This is a genomic window from Tychonema sp. LEGE 07196 (genome assembly GCF_963890365.1).
Lineage (GTDB): Bacteria > Cyanobacteriota > Cyanobacteriia > Cyanobacteriales > Microcoleaceae > Microcoleus.
Genome location: NZ_CAWPRX010000150.1, coordinates 24,019 through 41,918 on the forward strand (window position 1 = coordinate 24,019; position 17,900 = coordinate 41,918).

General features: G+C 46.4%; 16 protein-coding genes. 9 read left to right on the top strand and 7 right to left on the bottom strand.

All coding sequences use genetic code 11. The features are described 5' to 3' along the window. Positions 1-68: 68 nt before the first annotated feature. Positions 69-305 carry a hypothetical protein gene (locus AACV78_RS17270; RefSeq protein ID WP_194012143.1) on the bottom strand — a complete coding sequence of 79 codons (237 nt, stop codon included), beginning with the start codon at positions 303-305 and terminating at the stop codon, positions 69-71. 94 nt (positions 306-399) lie between these two features. On the opposite strand from AACV78_RS17270, the gene AACV78_RS17275 reads away from it, so the two are divergent. Further along, positions 400-1,149, top strand: coding sequence for a M15 family metallopeptidase (locus tag AACV78_RS17275; RefSeq protein ID WP_228042308.1), 750 nt, complete (start codon positions 400-402; stop codon positions 1,147-1,149). A gap of 272 nt (positions 1,150-1,421) precedes the next feature. Here the strand turns inward: AACV78_RS17275 and AACV78_RS17280 are convergent, their stop codons facing one another. Beyond that, positions 1,422-2,264 (bottom strand): SH3 domain-containing protein, encoded by an 843-nt coding sequence (locus tag AACV78_RS17280; RefSeq protein ID WP_194010300.1) that lies wholly within the window; start codon positions 2,262-2,264, stop codon positions 1,422-1,424. Between the two features lie 241 nt (positions 2,265-2,505). Here AACV78_RS17280 and AACV78_RS17285 point away from each other — a divergent pair, with 241 nt between their 5' ends. The 3 genes from AACV78_RS17285 to secD all read left to right on the top strand — a co-directional run bounded on the left by AACV78_RS17285 (position 2,506) and on the right by secD (position 6,566). After that, positions 2,506-3,873, top strand: a complete 1,368-nt coding sequence (locus AACV78_RS17285) for an NACHT domain-containing protein (protein WP_194010299.1) — start codon at positions 2,506-2,508, stop codon at positions 3,871-3,873. A gap of 165 nt (positions 3,874-4,038) precedes the next feature. Next, positions 4,039-5,022, top strand: coding sequence for an alpha-ketoacid dehydrogenase subunit beta (locus tag AACV78_RS17290; protein ID WP_194010298.1), 984 nt, complete (start codon positions 4,039-4,041; stop codon positions 5,020-5,022). A 146-nt stretch (positions 5,023-5,168) separates the two neighbouring features. After that, positions 5,169-6,566 carry a protein translocase subunit SecD gene (gene secD, locus AACV78_RS17295; RefSeq protein WP_194010297.1) on the top strand — a complete coding sequence of 466 codons (1,398 nt, stop codon included), beginning with the start codon at positions 5,169-5,171 and terminating at the stop codon, positions 6,564-6,566. On the opposite strand, the gene AACV78_RS17300 is transcribed toward secD, so the two are convergent. Next, on the bottom strand, positions 6,513-6,896 hold the full coding sequence (locus tag AACV78_RS17300; RefSeq protein ID WP_228052098.1) for a hypothetical protein: 384 nt from the start codon (positions 6,894-6,896) through the stop codon (positions 6,513-6,515). The genes secD and AACV78_RS17300 overlap by 54 nt on opposite strands. A 3-nt stretch (positions 6,897-6,899) precedes the next feature. Here AACV78_RS17300 and secF point away from each other — a divergent pair, with 3 nt between their 5' ends. Beyond that, on the top strand, positions 6,900-7,868 hold the full coding sequence (gene secF, locus AACV78_RS17305; protein WP_194010296.1) for a protein translocase subunit SecF: 969 nt from the start codon (positions 6,900-6,902) through the stop codon (positions 7,866-7,868). Here secF and AACV78_RS17310 read toward each other — a convergent pair. Next, the gene (locus AACV78_RS17310) at positions 7,854-8,057 is read right to left on the bottom strand and encodes a hypothetical protein (protein ID WP_194010295.1); all 204 of its coding nucleotides are present in this window, start codon (positions 8,055-8,057) and stop codon (positions 7,854-7,856) included. The genes secF and AACV78_RS17310 overlap by 15 nt on opposite strands. A gap of 51 nt (positions 8,058-8,108) precedes the next feature. Between AACV78_RS17310 and AACV78_RS17315 the strand changes: the two genes are divergently transcribed. After that, positions 8,109-8,414: a hypothetical protein gene (locus tag AACV78_RS17315; protein ID WP_445329590.1), complete on the top strand. Its 306-nt coding sequence runs from the start codon at positions 8,109-8,111 to the stop codon at positions 8,412-8,414. A 488-nt stretch (positions 8,415-8,902) separates the two neighbouring features. Here the strand turns inward: AACV78_RS17315 and AACV78_RS17320 are convergent, their stop codons facing one another. Both AACV78_RS17320 and AACV78_RS17325 read right to left on the bottom strand, forming a co-directional pair. Beyond that, positions 8,903-10,387 carry an ATP-binding protein gene (locus AACV78_RS17320; RefSeq protein WP_194010293.1) on the bottom strand — a complete coding sequence of 495 codons (1,485 nt, stop codon included), beginning with the start codon at positions 10,385-10,387 and terminating at the stop codon, positions 8,903-8,905. Between the two features lie 922 nt (positions 10,388-11,309). Next, on the bottom strand, positions 11,310-11,783 hold the full coding sequence (locus tag AACV78_RS17325; protein ID WP_339383698.1) for an AAA-like domain-containing protein: 474 nt from the start codon (positions 11,781-11,783) through the stop codon (positions 11,310-11,312). Between the two features lie 707 nt (positions 11,784-12,490). Here AACV78_RS17325 and AACV78_RS17330 point away from each other — a divergent pair. Then, on the top strand, positions 12,491-12,889 hold the full coding sequence (locus AACV78_RS17330; protein ID WP_194010291.1) for a DUF4342 domain-containing protein: 399 nt from the start codon (positions 12,491-12,493) through the stop codon (positions 12,887-12,889). 88 nt (positions 12,890-12,977) lie between these two features. On the opposite strand, the gene AACV78_RS17335 is transcribed toward AACV78_RS17330, so the two are convergent. Then, positions 12,978-14,363, bottom strand: a complete 1,386-nt coding sequence (locus tag AACV78_RS17335; protein ID WP_194010290.1) for a hypothetical protein — start codon at positions 14,361-14,363, stop codon at positions 12,978-12,980. A gap of 745 nt (positions 14,364-15,108) precedes the next feature. Between AACV78_RS17335 and AACV78_RS17340 the strand changes: the two genes are divergently transcribed. Then, positions 15,109-16,662, top strand: a complete 1,554-nt coding sequence (locus AACV78_RS17340) for a metallophosphoesterase family protein (protein ID WP_228042310.1) — start codon at positions 15,109-15,111, stop codon at positions 16,660-16,662. Positions 16,663-16,998: 336 nt separating this feature from the next. Then, positions 16,999-17,727: a DUF3891 family protein gene (locus tag AACV78_RS17345; RefSeq protein ID WP_194010288.1), complete on the top strand. Its 729-nt coding sequence runs from the start codon at positions 16,999-17,001 to the stop codon at positions 17,725-17,727. The last annotated feature ends 173 nt before the right edge of the window (positions 17,728-17,900 follow it).

Consider the following 17,900-nt stretch of genomic DNA (forward strand, 5'->3'; position numbering starts at 1 on the left):
ACCAGAAACGAGTAAGACTGAAGCAACTGGAGAGGGTAAGTTTGCCCACCAAATTTCTCCGCGATACATTACCAATCCTCATGGGGTAAGGACATAAATTGCATCTTTGCCAAGACAGGATCTAGTTCAGAAGACTCTTCAGAATAAACTTGATTTAGTTTGCTCAAAATTCGAGATCGGTTGTATCGCCGCAGATACGCTTGCAATGCCTTTGTATAAAGCTCGCTGCGCGATAATCCTAACTTATCGGCCAAAGCCTCGGCTTCTTCAAAAACTAAATCTGGAAGTGAAATTGCAGTTTTCATAGTTTTCCCTGCAGTCACGGTGACATCATAATATTGATTGTACCACAGAAAAACGACCTCAATCTACTCTTTAAGACTTGCCATCAGAACAACTATGAAATTTAATCCTTTTGGAAAATACCCGATCGCATTTATGTTAGTGTTGCTATGTGCGATTTCCTACGGGATAGCTTCGCTTCACGGCCTGCACCATCCCGCATTTGTCCGCGCCCAGGAGCCGCCACAAGTGCAAATTACCCAACCAGAACCCAACCCAATAGTACCTGACAGTATTTTCATGAGTCAACTTCCCAGTTGGGCGCGCCTTGTTGACATCCGCAAAGTAAATCCCAACATTCGCCTCGATATCCGCTACGCCACTACTAACAATTTTTTGAAACGAAAACTTTACCCTATATCGAAATGCGCCTTGAGAACTTCTGTTGCTCAAAAGTTAGGGCTAGTTCAAACAGATTTGGAAAAAATCGGATTGGGTTTGAAAGTTTACGATTGCTACAGGCCTTTTTCTGTGACTGAGCAAATGTGGAAAGTTATGCCCGATCCGCGCTATGTTGCTAATCCTGCTAGGGGCTCGCGGCACAATCGCGGTGCTGCTGTAGATTTAACTTTAGTCGATCGCACCGGCAAAGAATTAGAAATGCCCACACCTTACGATGATTTTACCGAAAAAGCTCACGGAGATTATCAAGGCGGCAGCGCCCAATCTCGGAAAAATCGTCAAGTGCTTAAGGATGCGATGAAAAAACATGGATTTATTGGGATTACAACAGAATGGTGGCACTTTGATTCGGAAGATTGGCAGAAATTTGCAATTCTTGATATCTCGCTTGGAACAATTCCCTAATTAGCTAAACATCAAGACCAAAGAAACCGGGTTTTTTAGTGAATCTGTGGTTGCGAAAATACTTCGCAAAAAACCCGGTTTCTCGCCAGATCTAGACCAAAGAAACCGGGTTTTTTAGTGAATCTGTAGTTGCGAAAATACTTCGCAAAAAACCCGGTTTCTCGCCACGACCAAAGAAACCGGGTTTTTTAGTGAATCTGTAGTTGCGAAAATACTTCGCAAAAAACCCGGTTTCTCGCCACCCGTACATCCAGGACTACAAACGACGAACTTTATCGGACTCGCACATAAAATTCGTATTCATATCCCCGGAAATTTGAGTCGAGTTGAAATGTATAATTTCCAGTAACTGGGATTTTTCCAGTCCACTCTGTTTCATTGCCTGTATAATTATCTCCCGTCAAAGCTTTGCCATTGGAAGTCAGAATTAGTGGAAAAACACCTTTCCGATTCTTAACAGTCATTGTTTGATTCTTGGCGGCTCGAATCCGGTAAGAGTGACTGCCACCGCCGATAATTCGACCTTTAACAATGGCTTCATTTCCCCCAGGCAGAAAATTAATTTGCTGGTTCACATTCACACAACTGCTTTCGGTGCGATTTTTGGCAATCCAACCGGCTGGATCGGTAATTCGCAGCCAACCGTTTTGTTCTTCGGCAACTGAAACAAAGGTATTGTTTGGGAGTTTTCCTACTATTTTGCTGCCCCTTACTTGCGGGCGCGATCGCACATTTAGCGGTGGATTCGGATCGCTGACTACAGCCTGAGTAATTTTACACCCGGAATTGGGAGGTGTGACAACTACTGGGCGAACTTTTTGCGGAGAAACTGCGACGATTTGCGGTGGTTCCAGTGCGGGGCTTTGGGCTAGTTGAGATGGATATGGGGGAGATTCTGCAACCTGGGTTTCGGCTTGTAGGGGTTCTGGTTGCAGAGATTGGGGGTTGTTCGCCGACAGCGCTGCAATGGGGTTTCCGGTTGCTGCTGGCGATTCTGCAACGGGAGGAGGGGATTGTTTCATCGCGCCAGACTGTATAGTTGCAGCAGCGACTCCCACCGCTGTTGCAAGTCCTGCTAAGCTGACTGTGATGATTTGACTGTTGGTAAATGACATAATTGACCTCTCTGTATTTATACTAATAATTTTTGTTTCGGAGTTGGGGCGATCGCCAGTTTATTTATAGTGGAAATACTTAGTGCGGGCCGTTGGGTCAGGATTTTTATCTACCATTTCAGATGGATAATTGTCGCAATAATTTCCGTCAATATATACTGGATGCCTTTACTGATGGTAATCTTGCTTGTCATTTGCGCGCAAATCTGGCAAGGTAAGTGTTCAGCACGAGGTGTATAAAATGTCAAGATTGATTCCTCTGAGATTACAACCGCCCCGCGATCGATTGTTGGAGGAGGTGAAGCAGGAAGTTGTAGCCGCGATCGCGCAGTCTTTGCACGCTGCTGTGCTGGCTAACTTCAGCCCAGACTCGCAGCCTCTGGGTGCTAGCCGGTGTTGGGATGTGGAAGTGAAAGCCGGCAACCGTCCGAGTTTTCGCCTTCCTCCCAAAGCTAGCATTTCTAAAGTGTTCGATCGCAGCGGTGGCAAATTGGTCATTTTGGGAGCGACGGGTTCCGGCAAAACCACGACCCTGCTAGAATTGGCTCTGGTGTTAGTTTCCCGCGCCCAAAAAGATGCTAGTTTGCCTCTACCAGTGTTGTTTGAACTCGGATCGTGGAAAGTCGAATCCGGGGCGATCGCCGATTGGTTAATTGCTCAACTTCAGTACAAATACGGCATCTCTCCCGCTACGGGCAAAAAATGGCTCGCCGAACAAAAATTGTTACCTCTCCTCGACGGTTTAGACGAAGTAGAAACCCAGCGCCAAAACTTGTGCATTCAAGCAATCAATCAGTTTCTTGAAAGCGAAATTAAACCCAAACATTTAGTAGCTTGCAGCAGTTTTGAAGTTTACAAAAACTGCCCAACTAGATTTAAACTCCAAGCAGCAGTTTTGCTAAAACCTTTGACAGAAATTCAAATTAAAAATTATCTGCAAGCAGCCAGAAGCCGCGAACTTTGGTACAGCATCGAGAAGGAACCAGAATTGTTGAAACTGGCAAAAGTTCCCTTATTATTGAGCATGATGGCTCTGGCTTATGACGATATTTTAATCGAAGCTTGGAAGCGCATAAGTTCCGTAGAAGAACAGCGCAAATATCTGTTAACTGCCTATATTCGCCACCAAATTAGCCGGGAAGTCAAGCAGTATCCGAGAAACAAAGAACTGCGGCCCGAACAAATTCGCCACTGGCTGGGATGGTTGGCGAGAAGGATGGAACAGCAAGGACTTCAAGAATTTTACCTCGATCGCATACCGTCTGGCTGGCTGCAAACAGGAGAGGAACAGCGCAAGTATCAGTTTGGAGTTAAGTTGCTTGGCGGGCTGATTTGGGTGATTTTGGGATTGATTTTTACCCTAGTCTCCGGGTCGAGTTGGGGGTTGATTGCGGGTGCTGTTGTGGCGGTAATTAGTGCTTTCTTGCCGGGAATTCCGGGGATTGAAAATTTTATTTTGCACCTGGTACTGTGGTCTAGCGGTCATATTCCTTGGGATTACCAGCGTTTTTTGGATGCTGCGGGCGATCGGCTGTTGCTGCAAAAAACGGGCGATCGGCGCTATCGATTTATTCACGATTTGTTACAAAAACATTTTGCTGAAATATAAATGCTTAATTGACATCCTCCCACCGTAAATTTGACAAAAAGAGCGAAAGATGATAGAGGAGAGATTTTATACTATCCAAGTGCAAACTGTACGATCGCATCCTCATCCGCACCCCAAAAGGTTAAGATTCTAATCTGACCTCCTGCAATCATTGCTTCACCTCCTATGGCAGAAACCCTACTGTTCAACGCCCTCCGCGAGGCGTTAGACGAAGAAATGGCCCGCGACTCCTCCGTATTCGTACTCGGCGAAGACGTAGGCCAATACGGCGGTTCCTATAAAGTCACCAAAGACCTCTACGAGAAATACGGCGAACTCCGAGTGCTGGACACCCCGATCGCCGAAAATAGCTTTACAGGCATGGCAGTCGGCGCGGCAATGACCGGATTGCGGCCGGTCATCGAAGGCATGAACATGGGCTTTTTGCTGCTGGCGTTCAACCAAATATCCAACAACGCCGGAATGCTGCGCTACACCTCCGGCGGCAACTTCAAAATGCCGATGGTGATTCGCGGCCCCGGCGGCGTGGGCCGACAACTCGGCGCGGAACACTCCCAGCGTCTCGAAGCCTATTTCCAAGCAGTACCGGGTTTGAAAATAGTCGCCTGTTCGACTCCCTACAACGCCAAAGGACTCTTAAAATCAGCCATCCGCGACGATAACCCCGTTCTGTTCTTCGAGCACGTCTTGCTGTACAACCTCAAGGAAAATTTGCCAGAAACAGAATATTTAGTGCCGTTAGACAAAGCGGAAATTGTGCGATCGGGCAAAGATGTCACCATCTTGACATATTCCAGAATGCGGCACCACGTCCTGCAAGCCCTGCCCGCACTGCTAAAAGAAGGTTACGATCCCGAAGTAATCGACCTAATTTCTCTCAAACCTCTGGATATGGAGACAATTGGCGAATCCATTCGCAAAACCCACAAAGTAATTATTGTGGAGGAATGTATGAAAACCGGAGGCATCGGTGCCGAACTAATTGCTTCGATTAGCGATCGATTTTTTGACGAACTCGACGCACCAGTTTTGCGCCTGTCTTCGCAAGATATTCCCACACCTTACAACGGTAATTTGGAAAGACTGACAATTGTCCAGCCCAACCAAATTGTCGAAGCCGTCCAAAAAATGGTAGCTTTGCGAGTATAAATAGTTATTGGTAATTTGTAATGTGTTGTTGGTTATTTGTTATCTGTTATTTGAAGACCGAAAAAAAGCTCGGAACCAACCAATAACCCACAACCAATAACCAACAACCAATAACAATAACCAATAACCAACAACAATAATTAAATATGCAAAAACAGCGTTCAATATTAGCCCTAATTTTTGTTTTGATCGTGGCAGCCATTACTGTAATAGTAACAATACCGACGCGGCTGGGATTAGACTTGCAAGGAGGATCGCAACTCACGATTCAGGTAAAAACTACCCCCACAATTCCCAAAATTGATCCGGGAATGTTAGAAGCAGTGCGGCGGATCGTCGAAAACCGCGTCAACGGTTTGGGCGTTTCCGAATCAGTGGTACAAACAGTAGGAGAAAACCAAATTCTCGTGCAGTTGCCGGGAGTAAATGACCCGCAGCAAGCAGAACGAGTTTTGGGCGGCACCGCCAAGCTAGACTTTCGGGAACAACTGCCGGGAACAGAAGCGCAATTAGCTATTGAAAGGCAGTTGCAGCAGGAATTGCTGGCAAAACAAACAGAATTGAAAACGAGCAAAAATGAAGCCGCAATTCAAGAAAATCAGGCTGCTTTGAAAAGGAGCAATGAGGCGATCGCCAAACTCTACAAAAGCAGCGGACTAGGCGGCGAAAACCTCAAAGACGCTCAACCTCAACCCTTGCAGTCTGGGAATAGCTGGAACGTCGCTCTCCGTTTCGATACAAAAGGAGGCGAATTATTTGGCCAACTCACTAAAAAATTAGCCGGCACCGGACGGACTCTGGGGATTTTTCTAGACGAAAGAATGATCAGTTCTCCTGTAGTAGGCGTTGAATTTGCCCAGACAGGAATTACTGGCGGCAGTGCCGTAATTCAAGGCAACTTTACCACCCAAGAAGCTAATGATTTGGCAGTGCAATTGCGGGGCGGTGCTTTGCCGGTACCGGTCGAAATTATTGAGAACCGTACCGTCGGTGCAAGCTTAGGACGAGACAGCATTCAAAGCAGTATTAATGCAGGGATCGGCGGCTTAATTTTAGTCTTGATGTTCATGGTGGCATACTACCGACTCCCCGGCGTAATTGCCAATATTGCTCTGTTAATTTATGCTTTGCTAACTTGGGCTGCTTTTGTACTGTTGGGAGTGACATTAACGCTACCGGGAATTGCTGGTTTTGTACTCAGCATCGGGATGGCGGTAGATGCTAACGTGCTGATTTTTGAGCGCACTAGGGAAGAGTTGCGGGCGGGGAAGACGCTTTATCGATCGGTCGAATCCGGTTTTTACCGCGCTTTTTCCAGTATTTTAGACGGTAACGTCACAACACTGATTGCTTGTGCTGCACTGTTCTGGTTGGGTGCAGGTTTAGTTAAAGGTTTTGCTGTAACGCTAGCATTGGGCGTGGTAGTAAGTATGTTTACCGCTCTTACTTGCAGTCGCACTCTAATGTTGGTAGTGTTGGGTTTTCCGGGATTACGCAAACCCGAGTGGTTTTGTCCCAATTTGCAAAAAGCCGCTAATAGTTAACTGTTGGCAGTTGGCAGTTGGCAGTTGACAGTTGACAGTTGGTAGTTGGTAGTTGGCAGTTGGTAGTTGACAGTTGACAGTTGACTGTTGACTGTTAACTTCTTCCTTCTTCTTCCCTCTTCCTTCTTCCCTCTTCCTTCTTCCCTCTTCCGACGGACTTAAATCCGTTACATCCGTTACATCCGTTACATCCCGTACATTGCTCGTTGCCGAACTTCCTTCTTCCCTCTTCCTTCTTCCCTCTTCCGACGGACTTACATCCGTTACATCCCGTACATTGCTCGTTGCCGAACTTCCTTCTTCCTTCTTCCCTCTTCCTTCTTCATTCAAATTATGCAATTTAGTGTTACCAAACAGCGATCGCTCTGGTGGAGTATTTCCGCCGCGATCATCCTTGCAGGTATAGTATCGATGGCGATTTCTTGGACTCGTCCCGACATCCGTGCACCGCTGCGCCCCAGTTTAGACTTTATCGGCGGTACTCGCCTACAATTTGAACTCGACTGCACGAAACCGGAAAATTGTAAACCCATCGATCTTGCTGCTGTCCGCCAAGTCCTCGATACCCAAGGTTTAGCTGGTAGCAGCATTCAAGTTATCGGCAAAGAACAGCGCGGTTTGTCGCTGCGGACAAAAACTTTGGATGTCGAAAAGCGGACTGAGTTGCAAAAAGCTTTGAGCGAAAAACTAGGCGCTTTTGCTCCTCAATCTATTCAAATAGATACGGTTGGGCCTACCCTCGGCAAACAGTTGTTTACTTCTGGTTTGCTGGCTTTGTTGCTTTCCTTTGCGGGCATTACTCTTTATCTGACATTCCGATTTCAGTTAGACTATGCCTTTTTTGCTTTTGTTGCTCTGTTTCACGATGTCTTAATTACGCTTGGTATATTCTCAATTTTGGGTTTAGTTGGAGGACTGGAAGTTGACAGTTTATTTGTCGTCGCGCTCTTGACAATTATCGGTTTTTCTGTTAACGATACAGTGGTAATTTACGATCGGGTGCGGGAAGTAATTAAGCTAAATCCCGGACTGTCGATCGATCAAATTGTCGATGATGCCGTAATGCAAACCCTGGGAAGGTCAATCAACACCACCCTGACAACCCTGCTGACCTTGTTTTCAATCTTTTTGTTTGGTGGCGAAACGCTTAAATACTTTGCTTTAGCATTGATTATCGGTTTTATTGCCGGTGCGTATTCCAGTATTTTCATTGCCAGCACGCTGCTAGCTTGGTGGCGCAGTCGCACGGGCAACTCCATCCCCCTCCCCGCAGAAGGAATCAACCCATCAGAAGAAGTTTAACGATTGTTGGTCATCAGTCATTAGCGATCGGGCTGCTGACTGCTGTTCTCGCAACCGTGCAAAGACGGTTAGGAAGTTCTTAATTGCACTTTCCCCATGCAGTCGATTGCAACTTCGGTCTTCCTTCTTCCTTCTTCCTTCTTCCTTCTTCCTTCTGCTATGACTAATGAAAGCGATCCAAATTTTCAAAGAGAAGTCCAAAGGCTTCACAAACTAACAGTTTACGGCCGCTGGTTAACTGTGATATTGCTATGGATTAGCGTCGGTTCTTTGAGCATTTGGAGTTTGCGTCGCGAAATCGGTTTGTGGTTAGAACACTTCACTTGGGTCGCGGTGTACTACGGTTTATACTTTCACCGTTGGCCGACTCTCGGCCTCGGTTTGTGCTTAGGAATGACTTTAGCAGTGATAACTTGGCAAACTCGCAATGCGTTGCGAGGATTGCCCCTGCAGGAAAAACAGGGTTTAGAAAAACAAGTGCGCCGCATCCGCCAACAGGGGCCGAGTCATCCTTTGTGGAAGTGGGTTTGCAAAAATTCGCAGTAGGCGGCGGGCTTGATTTTTTAGTCTCAAGCAAGAGAAACGAAAGTTTGACAAGAAGCGGTTTCAACCGCCGAATCCCTAACTTTTATTGCTTCTTCCTTCTTCCTTCTTCCTGATGAAGTTGGACGGAAAGATCGGGGGGGGGGACAGCACTAACAACTAACAACTAACAACTAACAACTAACAACTAACAACTAACAACTAACAACTAACAACTAACAACTAACAACTAACAAATGAGGGCCCGCACGCACCATCCACCGCCCTACTAATACCAATTTTCAAAAAGAATGCAACAGTATTCTTGTTCCCCCCGCAATGCAGCGGGGGGGCTAGGGGGGGTCGAAGAGTGTTGCACGATTTTAGAGAAATGGTATAACAAATAACAAATAACAAATAACAAATAACAACTAACAACTAACAACTAACAACTAACAACTAACAACTAACAACTAATGACTAATGACTAATGACTAATGACTTCTTATGTATCAAGCAAAGCGAGGCAAAATCTGTGCTGGCGAAGACTGTAGAAGCGGAATCTCGATCGCAAATTCGGTTCCTTTTCCCGGTTCCGAAACGCACTTCAATTCGCCGCCGTGTTGGTTGACAACCACTTCATAGCTAATGGATAGTCCCAAACCAGTTCCTTTACCGACCGGCTTCGTAGTAAAGAAAGGGTCAAACAACCGCTTCCGAACAGCTTCTGTCATTCCCGGGCCGTTGTCAAAAATTCTAATTATTACCTTTTTTTCCTCGGTTAATTCCGTGCATATCCGAATAGTAGGAGTCAGGTAAGTAGAGTTATTAATTGAGGATGTAGTGTTTGTTTTGTAATGACTTTGCTCGCATACTTGCGAAGAGTGATGGCTTTTTTTTTCAAAATTTTCGTGTTTTTTACACTCAACTATAGCGTAAATAGCATTAACTAAAATATTCATAAATACCTGATTTAGCTGTCCGGGATAGCACTGCACCAGCGGCAAATCGCTGTATTCTTTATGAATGGCGATCGCCTCCTGGCCCGGTTTGCCTTTAAGCTGGCTTTGCAAAAGCATAATCGTGTTGTTGATACCGTCGTGAATGTTGACCAGCTTCATTTCGGCCTCGTCTAACCGGCAAAAATTCCGCAGCGACAAAACGATATCGCGCACTCTTTCTGCACCTTGCTGCATGGAATTTAATACTTTCGGCAAATCTTCCAGCAAATAATCGAGTTCGATTTTTGCTGATTCCGCTTCAATGGCTGGGATGGATTCGGAACTGTGCTGCTGGTAGAGATAAAGCATCCGTATCAAACATTCAGTATACTCTTTCGCGTGGTGTACATTGCTGTAGATAAAGCCGATCGGATTGTTGATTTCGTGAGCTACTCCTGCTACCAACTGCCCCAAAGAAGACATTTTTTCCGTTTGAATTAGTTGAGTTTGAGTGCGCTGAAGTTCCAGCAGAGCAAGTTCGAGCTGTTGGGCTTGATGCCTCAATTGTGCTTGGGATTCGCGCATCGCTACGGTTGCTAACTCGTGAATTTGCAACTGAGAAAGCAGCAATTCGTGCACATCTAAAAGTTTGTAATTTTCCGGCTCTACCTGCACTACAATGGGTTCGTGGATTAGTTGTGGCGATCGCTCCAAAGACTGCCGCACTGCCGTCATAATTGAGGTTTCGCGATCGAGAACCAACATATCAGTTTTAGTAAAGCGGTAGAGTATCAACAAAGGCTGTTGAGAAAATAACTCCAAACTGTAGGGGCGGCTCATATGTTCAAAAAAACGCCGGCGCGAAATCATCCCTATAAACTTTCCTTGCTGAGTGATGATAATGCCGGGAAGTAAAGGGTTTGCTTGAAAAATTTGAGAAACTTCGTCACCCACACAGTCAGACTCTAGAAGAAAATCGTACAGGGTTAATTCTTGTAGAGTCGATCGCAAACCAAGCGGCGATTTAAGGGGACTCAACCCGTCAGTTTCATACACTGCTCCCTCCTTTGGTAATTGGCAGTTGTGGTTGGCTGCTGGAGTATTGCGTACTATTTATTTGCACTGCATTTTATACTCTTTTTATACTTGGGCAATCAACTCTACTCGGCTCGATCGCATATAGTTAATTCAGCAAGATTTTTTTTGCTTAAATCGCGCTAATTTCACCCGAAACGATATTGCAGGTTAGATTAATTTAACAGCAGACACCCCTTTGAAACCTGACTGTAGCAATTCTAAATCAATGTAAATAACTGTTTCCCAGGAAGAGCTAGGGAACTGATGTCACTCGCTGCATTGCCTCGGGACGCAATTAGGTAGGCTTTTCCTCGCTCCAGAAGCGTTACTTTCGCTCGAACTGGTAACGAGTAGTCCTACAAATCCTGCAAAGATTACTATATTTAGTAAATTTAATCTATCCAAGATTCGACTAACCAGAATATAGCAGTTATAACTACCTTTAATTTTTCATATATAGCGGTTCTCTAAAAAGTGAGGTATGCTTTTAGGCCCGATGCCCGATGCCAGGTTTGACCTATGCCGGATAGTACCTCATCTTTTTGAGAAAGGTTATAGTTAAAGGTAGTTCAGATTGATAGACATCCGCGACCTGAGCCAGAAAATTGTCTATTACCCCTTAATGAAAATTATATGACAATCAGACAAGAGTAGCGACAAATCGGGAGCCGATCGCCCGCCGTGACAATTCAAGCAAAACCCGTTGCGGAGAATTGCCAAGAAATATCAACAGTCATTTGGTTTCGCACAAATGCCGATCGCTCTCAACACCGGGATTGTATCGCAGGTAGTCTTCCAGCCAGCCACAGCCGACTGCGACCAATTTGTCAAGTTCCATAGATTCTACTTTAGCAGGCTCAAGACTCCAAAGCTTCACCGACGCACCTTTGCGATTAAAGCTCTAGCTGGAGAAGTTGAGGGAGAAGTTGAGGGAGAGAATGCTATCAATTTCGTCGATAAAAATTACGATCGGACGATCGCTCGCAGGAAGCAATACTTGTTCGATAAATTCATTTAATCGGAGGACTGGCGGCAAATGTTCTCGCTCGCGCCACCAATTCCTGACATTCATTTTTATTTTAAAGCTGTTGGCGAGAGTGGCTGTAAAGCCCGCATACCACTGGAGGGGAGTTATTTCGGCAGTACCAATTCCCGTGATGTCAACAAGTGAGCAGGCGGTGTTTTCGGCTTGCAAGCGGCGTGCTGTTTGCACCCGCAAACTCGGTTTTCCCATTTGCCGCCCGGTGAGCACGTAGCAAAATTCGCCGGCTTTTAATGCGTCGTAAAGTTCGCGATCTGCCGCTCTGGTGACGTAAGTAGGAGCATTCGGCGGCAAACTTCCGCCAACTTGATATTCAAATTCTGTAGCTGTCAAATCGGACAAGGCCAATAAAGGGGAAGCAGAAGCAATTAATTGTATTTTACCTAACTTTTCCTCAAGTTCAACTTCTCTTTGAGGAATTTGATTTTGTTGGGATAATCTGGCGGTGATAATTACTTCTTTTTTCCCTTGATTTTAGGCAATTCTCATGAGAAACTCTAATATATTCATGGGATGAATGTCTGGGGGCTGGGTTTTGTTTGGTATCGCCCGCTTGCTAGAGAGAAAGGACATTTGAGGAAAGTAAGCGAGGGTTTCCATGTGCGGTTTGCCAAACGAGATGTGTTAACTATATAGACGGCGGGCCGATCGCACTTTCAGTACAATGTCACTATTTCAACCTGTACATCCGCTGATTCTCTAACTGTGAGTGCGTGAATATCTCTACAATCCTTTGGCTGTCTGGGTTAGAAGTGTTTTAATGTAGGGGCGTGCCGGCCGGCGATCGGCAGACAGTTAGCGTATTGGCACAAGCAAAGGGAGAATGGGGGGAGAGTTTGTTGCTTGTTGCTTTTTCCTCTCGGCAGAATCGAGCCACCGGAGGACAAATTTTGGGATTTCGCCCTCAAAGATGAAGATAAAAAATAGAGCCAGCCGCAGCAATATCAACCAAAAGAATGATTCACAGACAAAAAGTTGCGTGTTATCTTTACGAGATACTTCATATACAAAAAATTTTTTAGCTAAAAGGAGAGCAAAAAATGGAAACACCTACAGATCGCATACAAGAACCGGTGGGGACAAGAGAACTCGAATCAACACCTGTATCTAAAACAGTTTCGGCCCAAAAAGTGGCTGAGGTTAACTTTGAAACGACTCCTTTAGAAACACCTGCTTATGCTCAGCAGAAAGTTACCGTCGAAGAGTTGAAGATTAACGGCAACGATTTGGTTGCTAAGGTTAAAGAACTGATTCACGAAGGCAATATCCGCCGCATCATTATCAAAAATGAAGAAGAACGGATATTAGTAGAAGTCCCTCTGACTGTGGGAGTAGTCGGCGGAGTAATCGGTGCGGCTTTGTTTCCTGTGATTGCAGCAGTAGGTGCGATCGGTGCATTAGTCGCTCACTTGACTATCATCATTGAAAGAACGGATTAAAAAAAAATCAGCGGTGAGAAGACCGGGCGGTTTCAACCGCCGTCTTCCTTTGATAAAATTTGGTTGAAGCCGCCGTCTGATCTATACCCTAAGAAACAGCTTGGTGAGCCAACTTAACTTTCCCTAAAGCCATCTTCCTGCTGTCAAAGAGTTTCATAACTCCCGAAGAAATGGTGTCGATGACATCAGGAGCGCAGTAAGACAGAAACTCTTCCGACGTAATACGCTCTGCAAAAAAATCTTGAGCTTTCTTCAGGAAGTTTTCAGTTTCAGCAAAGCCGATAGATTTGATAATAAAGGTAGCTACGGGGGAGTTTTTAATATCATAGGGAGATTCTTGATTGCGTCCTATTGCTAACAAGTCTAAAACCTCTTTTTCTAACTGACTTTCTAAGGGATAGGCGATTTTTCGGTTGGGCAAATAATCCTCTAGAACCGATGTTTTAAATCCGGGTGCGCGAAGTTCTCCCATCATTGTTGAAAGGGGAATGTCGCGGCCCAAACGGTAGGAAAGAGCTTCTAAGATGGCGATGGTAATTAGTTTTATTCCTAGATAAAGTTTGGCAGCGGCGATATTTTTTCGTGTTTGGGCAATCATGTTAGCGTAGGTTTCATCGTCCGGCTCTTGCATGAACTGCTGGAAAACGAGTTCGGGTTTTAGGAAGTTTAAAAATCCTTCCATTTTTTGCAGAGATTCGCGATATCCGCCAACAGTATAGGAATTGACATTGCTCAATTCGTGGTTGGTTTCCGGCATTAAGTTCCAGGTATTGTCTAAGAAATCAGAGGAATTTGGAGAGGCAAAATTCTCTACATCCCGATTGGCTAACCTGACAGAACGCTTGACAATTTCTACAGTTTCGGCATCAGTCCATCCGAAATCAAAATCGCGATTTACAATTACTAACCGCTGGTGCAAAAGTTCGATCGCGCTGAAACCCGAGGGCGACACCGGACGAAAAGGAATAGTAGCTTCGATGCAAGCTGCTATCTGGGCGATCGTACTAGCTGGCAAAAAAGGCTCTAAAGATTTGGCAGCAATGACGGCGCTCAAAAATTCGTTTTGGCCGCCAAAGGGCGAGAGAGCCTTACCGGGAAGGAACCCAAAGACACTGGCCACAAGCTGATACATGGTATCGTCGGGCAGTTCGGTTTCATCTTTAATAATTAACTGCGATCGCACTTCTTTGAGAAAAGGACAAAGGGCGCTGCTAATATTGAAACTTACGCCCTGATCGACTTGCACGTACACGAGGTCGTGAAATAGCGCAGCCAGCACCTCGATCGGATCGACTGACCCCCCAACCTCAAAAATGTGTTCCGACGTGTGAAAGAAGCGCCAAGGCCCTCTCATGGTTTGAATGATTAACTCGGCTATCTGTTCGAGCTTGGGAATGTCTGCTCGACCTCCCAATTGCTCGATCGACGTGACTAGGCAATCCAAACACCGTTTTTGTTCTCCCAAAAGCTCCATTTACGCACCTCCAGTGCATTCCCTGATTGTCTTTGACGCTTATTGCATGGTATCAAAACACGCTGCGATCGTGCCATTGCTTTTGGCTCAAAAATTTCAGCTCGCGGGAGAGAGTCCGAGTCCGAGAGAGTCCGAGGGGGAGAGTCCGAGAGTGCCAGGGGGATAGTCACAGAGGACAGGGGAAAGGGGGAAACAGGCGAATTAAAAAATTAAAGTTTGGCGGCGAATGACCAAGTATGGCGATCGGTATCATGAATAACAGGAGATTCCATCGGTGAGTTAATAACCGCCAACTGGCGAAATCTCAAAAAAAATCAAATTTCTAATAGCAATTATCAAAACTCGTGCAACAGTATTGGTAGGGTTGGTCGTACAAAGACAGCTTTGCACCTCAGATTATGTCTATTAAATATTGCTACACAACAATTGTCGGATTTGTTTTCACCAGCCCTGCGAGGAGTGGTGCGACTCTGTGAGATTGTCGATGGTGAGGGGAGGGATTGATAGCAAGGGACGCGCCCTGCAGGGTCAAAAAAATCGACTTTCCCTCGAAAAAGTCCCCGATCGAGCGGCCGAGCAAAAACCAAGTTTTTAACTTCGGGGCCGAGCGATCGATTTTTCAGCTTTTAGAGAGATGCAAAAAGTCGCCCGATCGCTACACTATTAACTAGGAACTCAGCAATTTGGGAGACTAGGCGGCGTGAAATTCGTGTCCGACCCGCGAATAACAGTCAAAATCAGCAAAATGAACGAGCGGGTGCGGTGGCAAGAACAGGCGATAGTCGATCGGGCGATCGACCAAACTCGGATTGTTTTAGAAACTCAAACCAGCGACTCTCCAGAGTTTTCATTTTTAGTCGCAGGCGACAGCGGCACGAGCAACCACCGCGGCCACAACCCGCAGCGGCAGATTGCCCAGCAAATGCTCTCGCAGCGGGAAACTTGCCGTTTCCTCCTCCACACGGGGGATGTAGTTTATCTCGTCGGTTCCAGCGAATATTACTTGCAAAACTTTATTCGCCCCTACCGAGAATTTATCGTCGGCGGCGAGCATCCCTCTCGGATTGCTTACGATCGCATGGTGTTTAACTTTCCGTTTTTGCCAGTACCGGGAAACCACGACTATTACGACTTGCCCGTAGTCTACGGCCTGCTGTCGGCAACAGCGTATCCGCTGCGGAAGCTGTTGGGTTCCAAATTGGATCTCGATGTTGGCTGGCACGGTTCCGATCGCGGAAATGCCTACGCCAAAGCATTTCTCGACTACCTGAAAACTCACAAATTGCCGGGAGAACTCGATCGCCACCTAGACACCCACTACACCGCCAGCACCAGCACAGGCCGCTGCATCCGCTACCAACCCGGAAGCTTTACGCGCTTACCCAACCGCTATTACACGTTCCGCAGCGGCGGCATCGACTTCTTCGCCCTCGACTCCAACACCTTCAACGAACCCTTGCCGCTGCCGAAAACCAAACAAGGCGACATTCGCCGCCGGAATTTGGAAATCGAGCGCCAGCAGTTGGAACAAGAAAAATTGGCAATGCTGGAAATGTGCGATCGGCTAAACCCCGAAATTCCAGAACAAGCCGAACAGCTAGACGACTTGAGCGCCAAATTAGCGCAAGTTGACGAAATGCTGATGGATATTGACAAACAACTGTCCTCCGACAAAACAGCCACCGATGTCGAACAGCTCGAATGGCTCGAAAGGCGACTGATTGACTCTTGGCGCGATTCAGACGTGCGGGGGCGGGTAATTTACCTGCACCATCCCCCCTACGTAACCGAGGCGACAAAGTGGAATCAAGCTCAAACTTTGGCCGTGCGGTTGCGGTTGCGCGAGGTACTCGACGTGGTGCGCGATGCAGTTGGAGAGGCGGCGCGGGGTCGTCCGCTAGTAGATTTGGTGCTGACCGGCCACGCCCACTGTCTGGAACACCTGCGGACTGGGGATACCGGACACGGCGACTCTGGGATTAATTGGATTGTTTGCGGGGGCAGCGGGCACAGCCTGCGCCGCCAGCGCCCGGAAGGCCCGGTGTTGGAGGAACCATCAAGTCCTGAAGCTTATCGGTTGGGGCGCGAACCGGGTGTCAAAACCGCCGGCCGGCGGGTAGCGGAATCTTTGCTATTTGTCGGCCGCAGCGGTCAAGGTTCCCACAAACGCCGTCCTTATTCGTGTTTGCGGATTGATGTTCTTGACGGGACTCCCCCCAAGTTCCGAGTCACACCTTTGGTTGTCGAACGATTTGAGGGGAAATGGCAGGATATCGCGATCGAACCTTTTGTGATTTAACCCTCGTTTCTAGGTTCGATCGTTCTCACATCTCTGTGGCAAAAACCGGGTTTCTGACCGCGAATTTAGCATCACAACCTATATCTTTCGTTCAGAAACCCGGTTTTTAAGAGCTTCTTGAGAATGGTACTCTTCTGTCAGATGGTTCCGACTTGGGTGCTCAGACTTTTATGAAAAACTGAGTCCGAACGATCGAACTAATTGCATTGTTGGCGATCGAGATCGAGTTTTGCCGAAGCCAAAAACTTAATTCCTAAGTTTTAAATTCTCAAAATTCTGTCTCGCACTGGAAAATTTTTAATCTTTGCACTCAACTCAATTCAGGAGAAAAATTCAATGATTGCCAACTTAACTGCCACCGGTTGGGAAATTATTTATCACCGCGCCCACGCTTTGCTCGCCGCCCAACTTGGCGGACAGTGGAAGCGCTCGAAATCTCCGATTCGCCTCTACGAAACCATAGCCGCGATTTCCCACCACGACGATTTAGAAAAAGAGTGGGAAGAGCATATTTTGACTGAAGCCGGCGCGCCCTTTGATTTTACCTTGGACACAGAAACTTCAGTGCCTAAAATGAAAGGATTGACCGAGACTTCTATATATCGGGGGCGGTGGGTAGCAATGTTGACTTCCATGCACATGAGCTATCTGAACGAAGGAAAGCGGGGAGAGTCGAAGGAATTAAACGATTTTTTGGACGAACAACTCGCAAACCAAAAAAAATGGCGCGAGGAGTTGAAGATTTCTAAAGAAGAGGCAGAATCAGCTTATGCTTTTTTCCAGTGGTGCGATCGGCTATCATTAATTCTGTGCAGCCGCGAGTTGCCCGCCGGAGAACGAGCTTTAGAAATTAGTGTCGGCCCCGACGGAAAACGCTACGATATTCTACAGCACAGCAACGAACTCGTAACTGTAACTCCTTGGCCTTTTGAAGACGATAAGTTTACGGTGAACGTCGAAGCGTGCCGCTTAGATAAAGTCAAGTTTGACAGCAATGAGGAAATTAAAGAAGCGCTGGCAAAGGCTCCGCGCGAAGTGTTAGAATGGACTTTTGTCAAGTCTTAATCAAACCTTTGAAAAATAGGTGAGGTTTGTTTTTGGAGTTTTGGCTCGTTACCAGGAAGAGCCTGGTAATGCAGGTGCGGAGGCTCTTCCTCCTTCTTTCTTACAACTTACAGGAGAGAAGATTGTAGGAGGTGTTTAAAATATTAAGTTTTCGATCCTAAGAGCGATTTAGG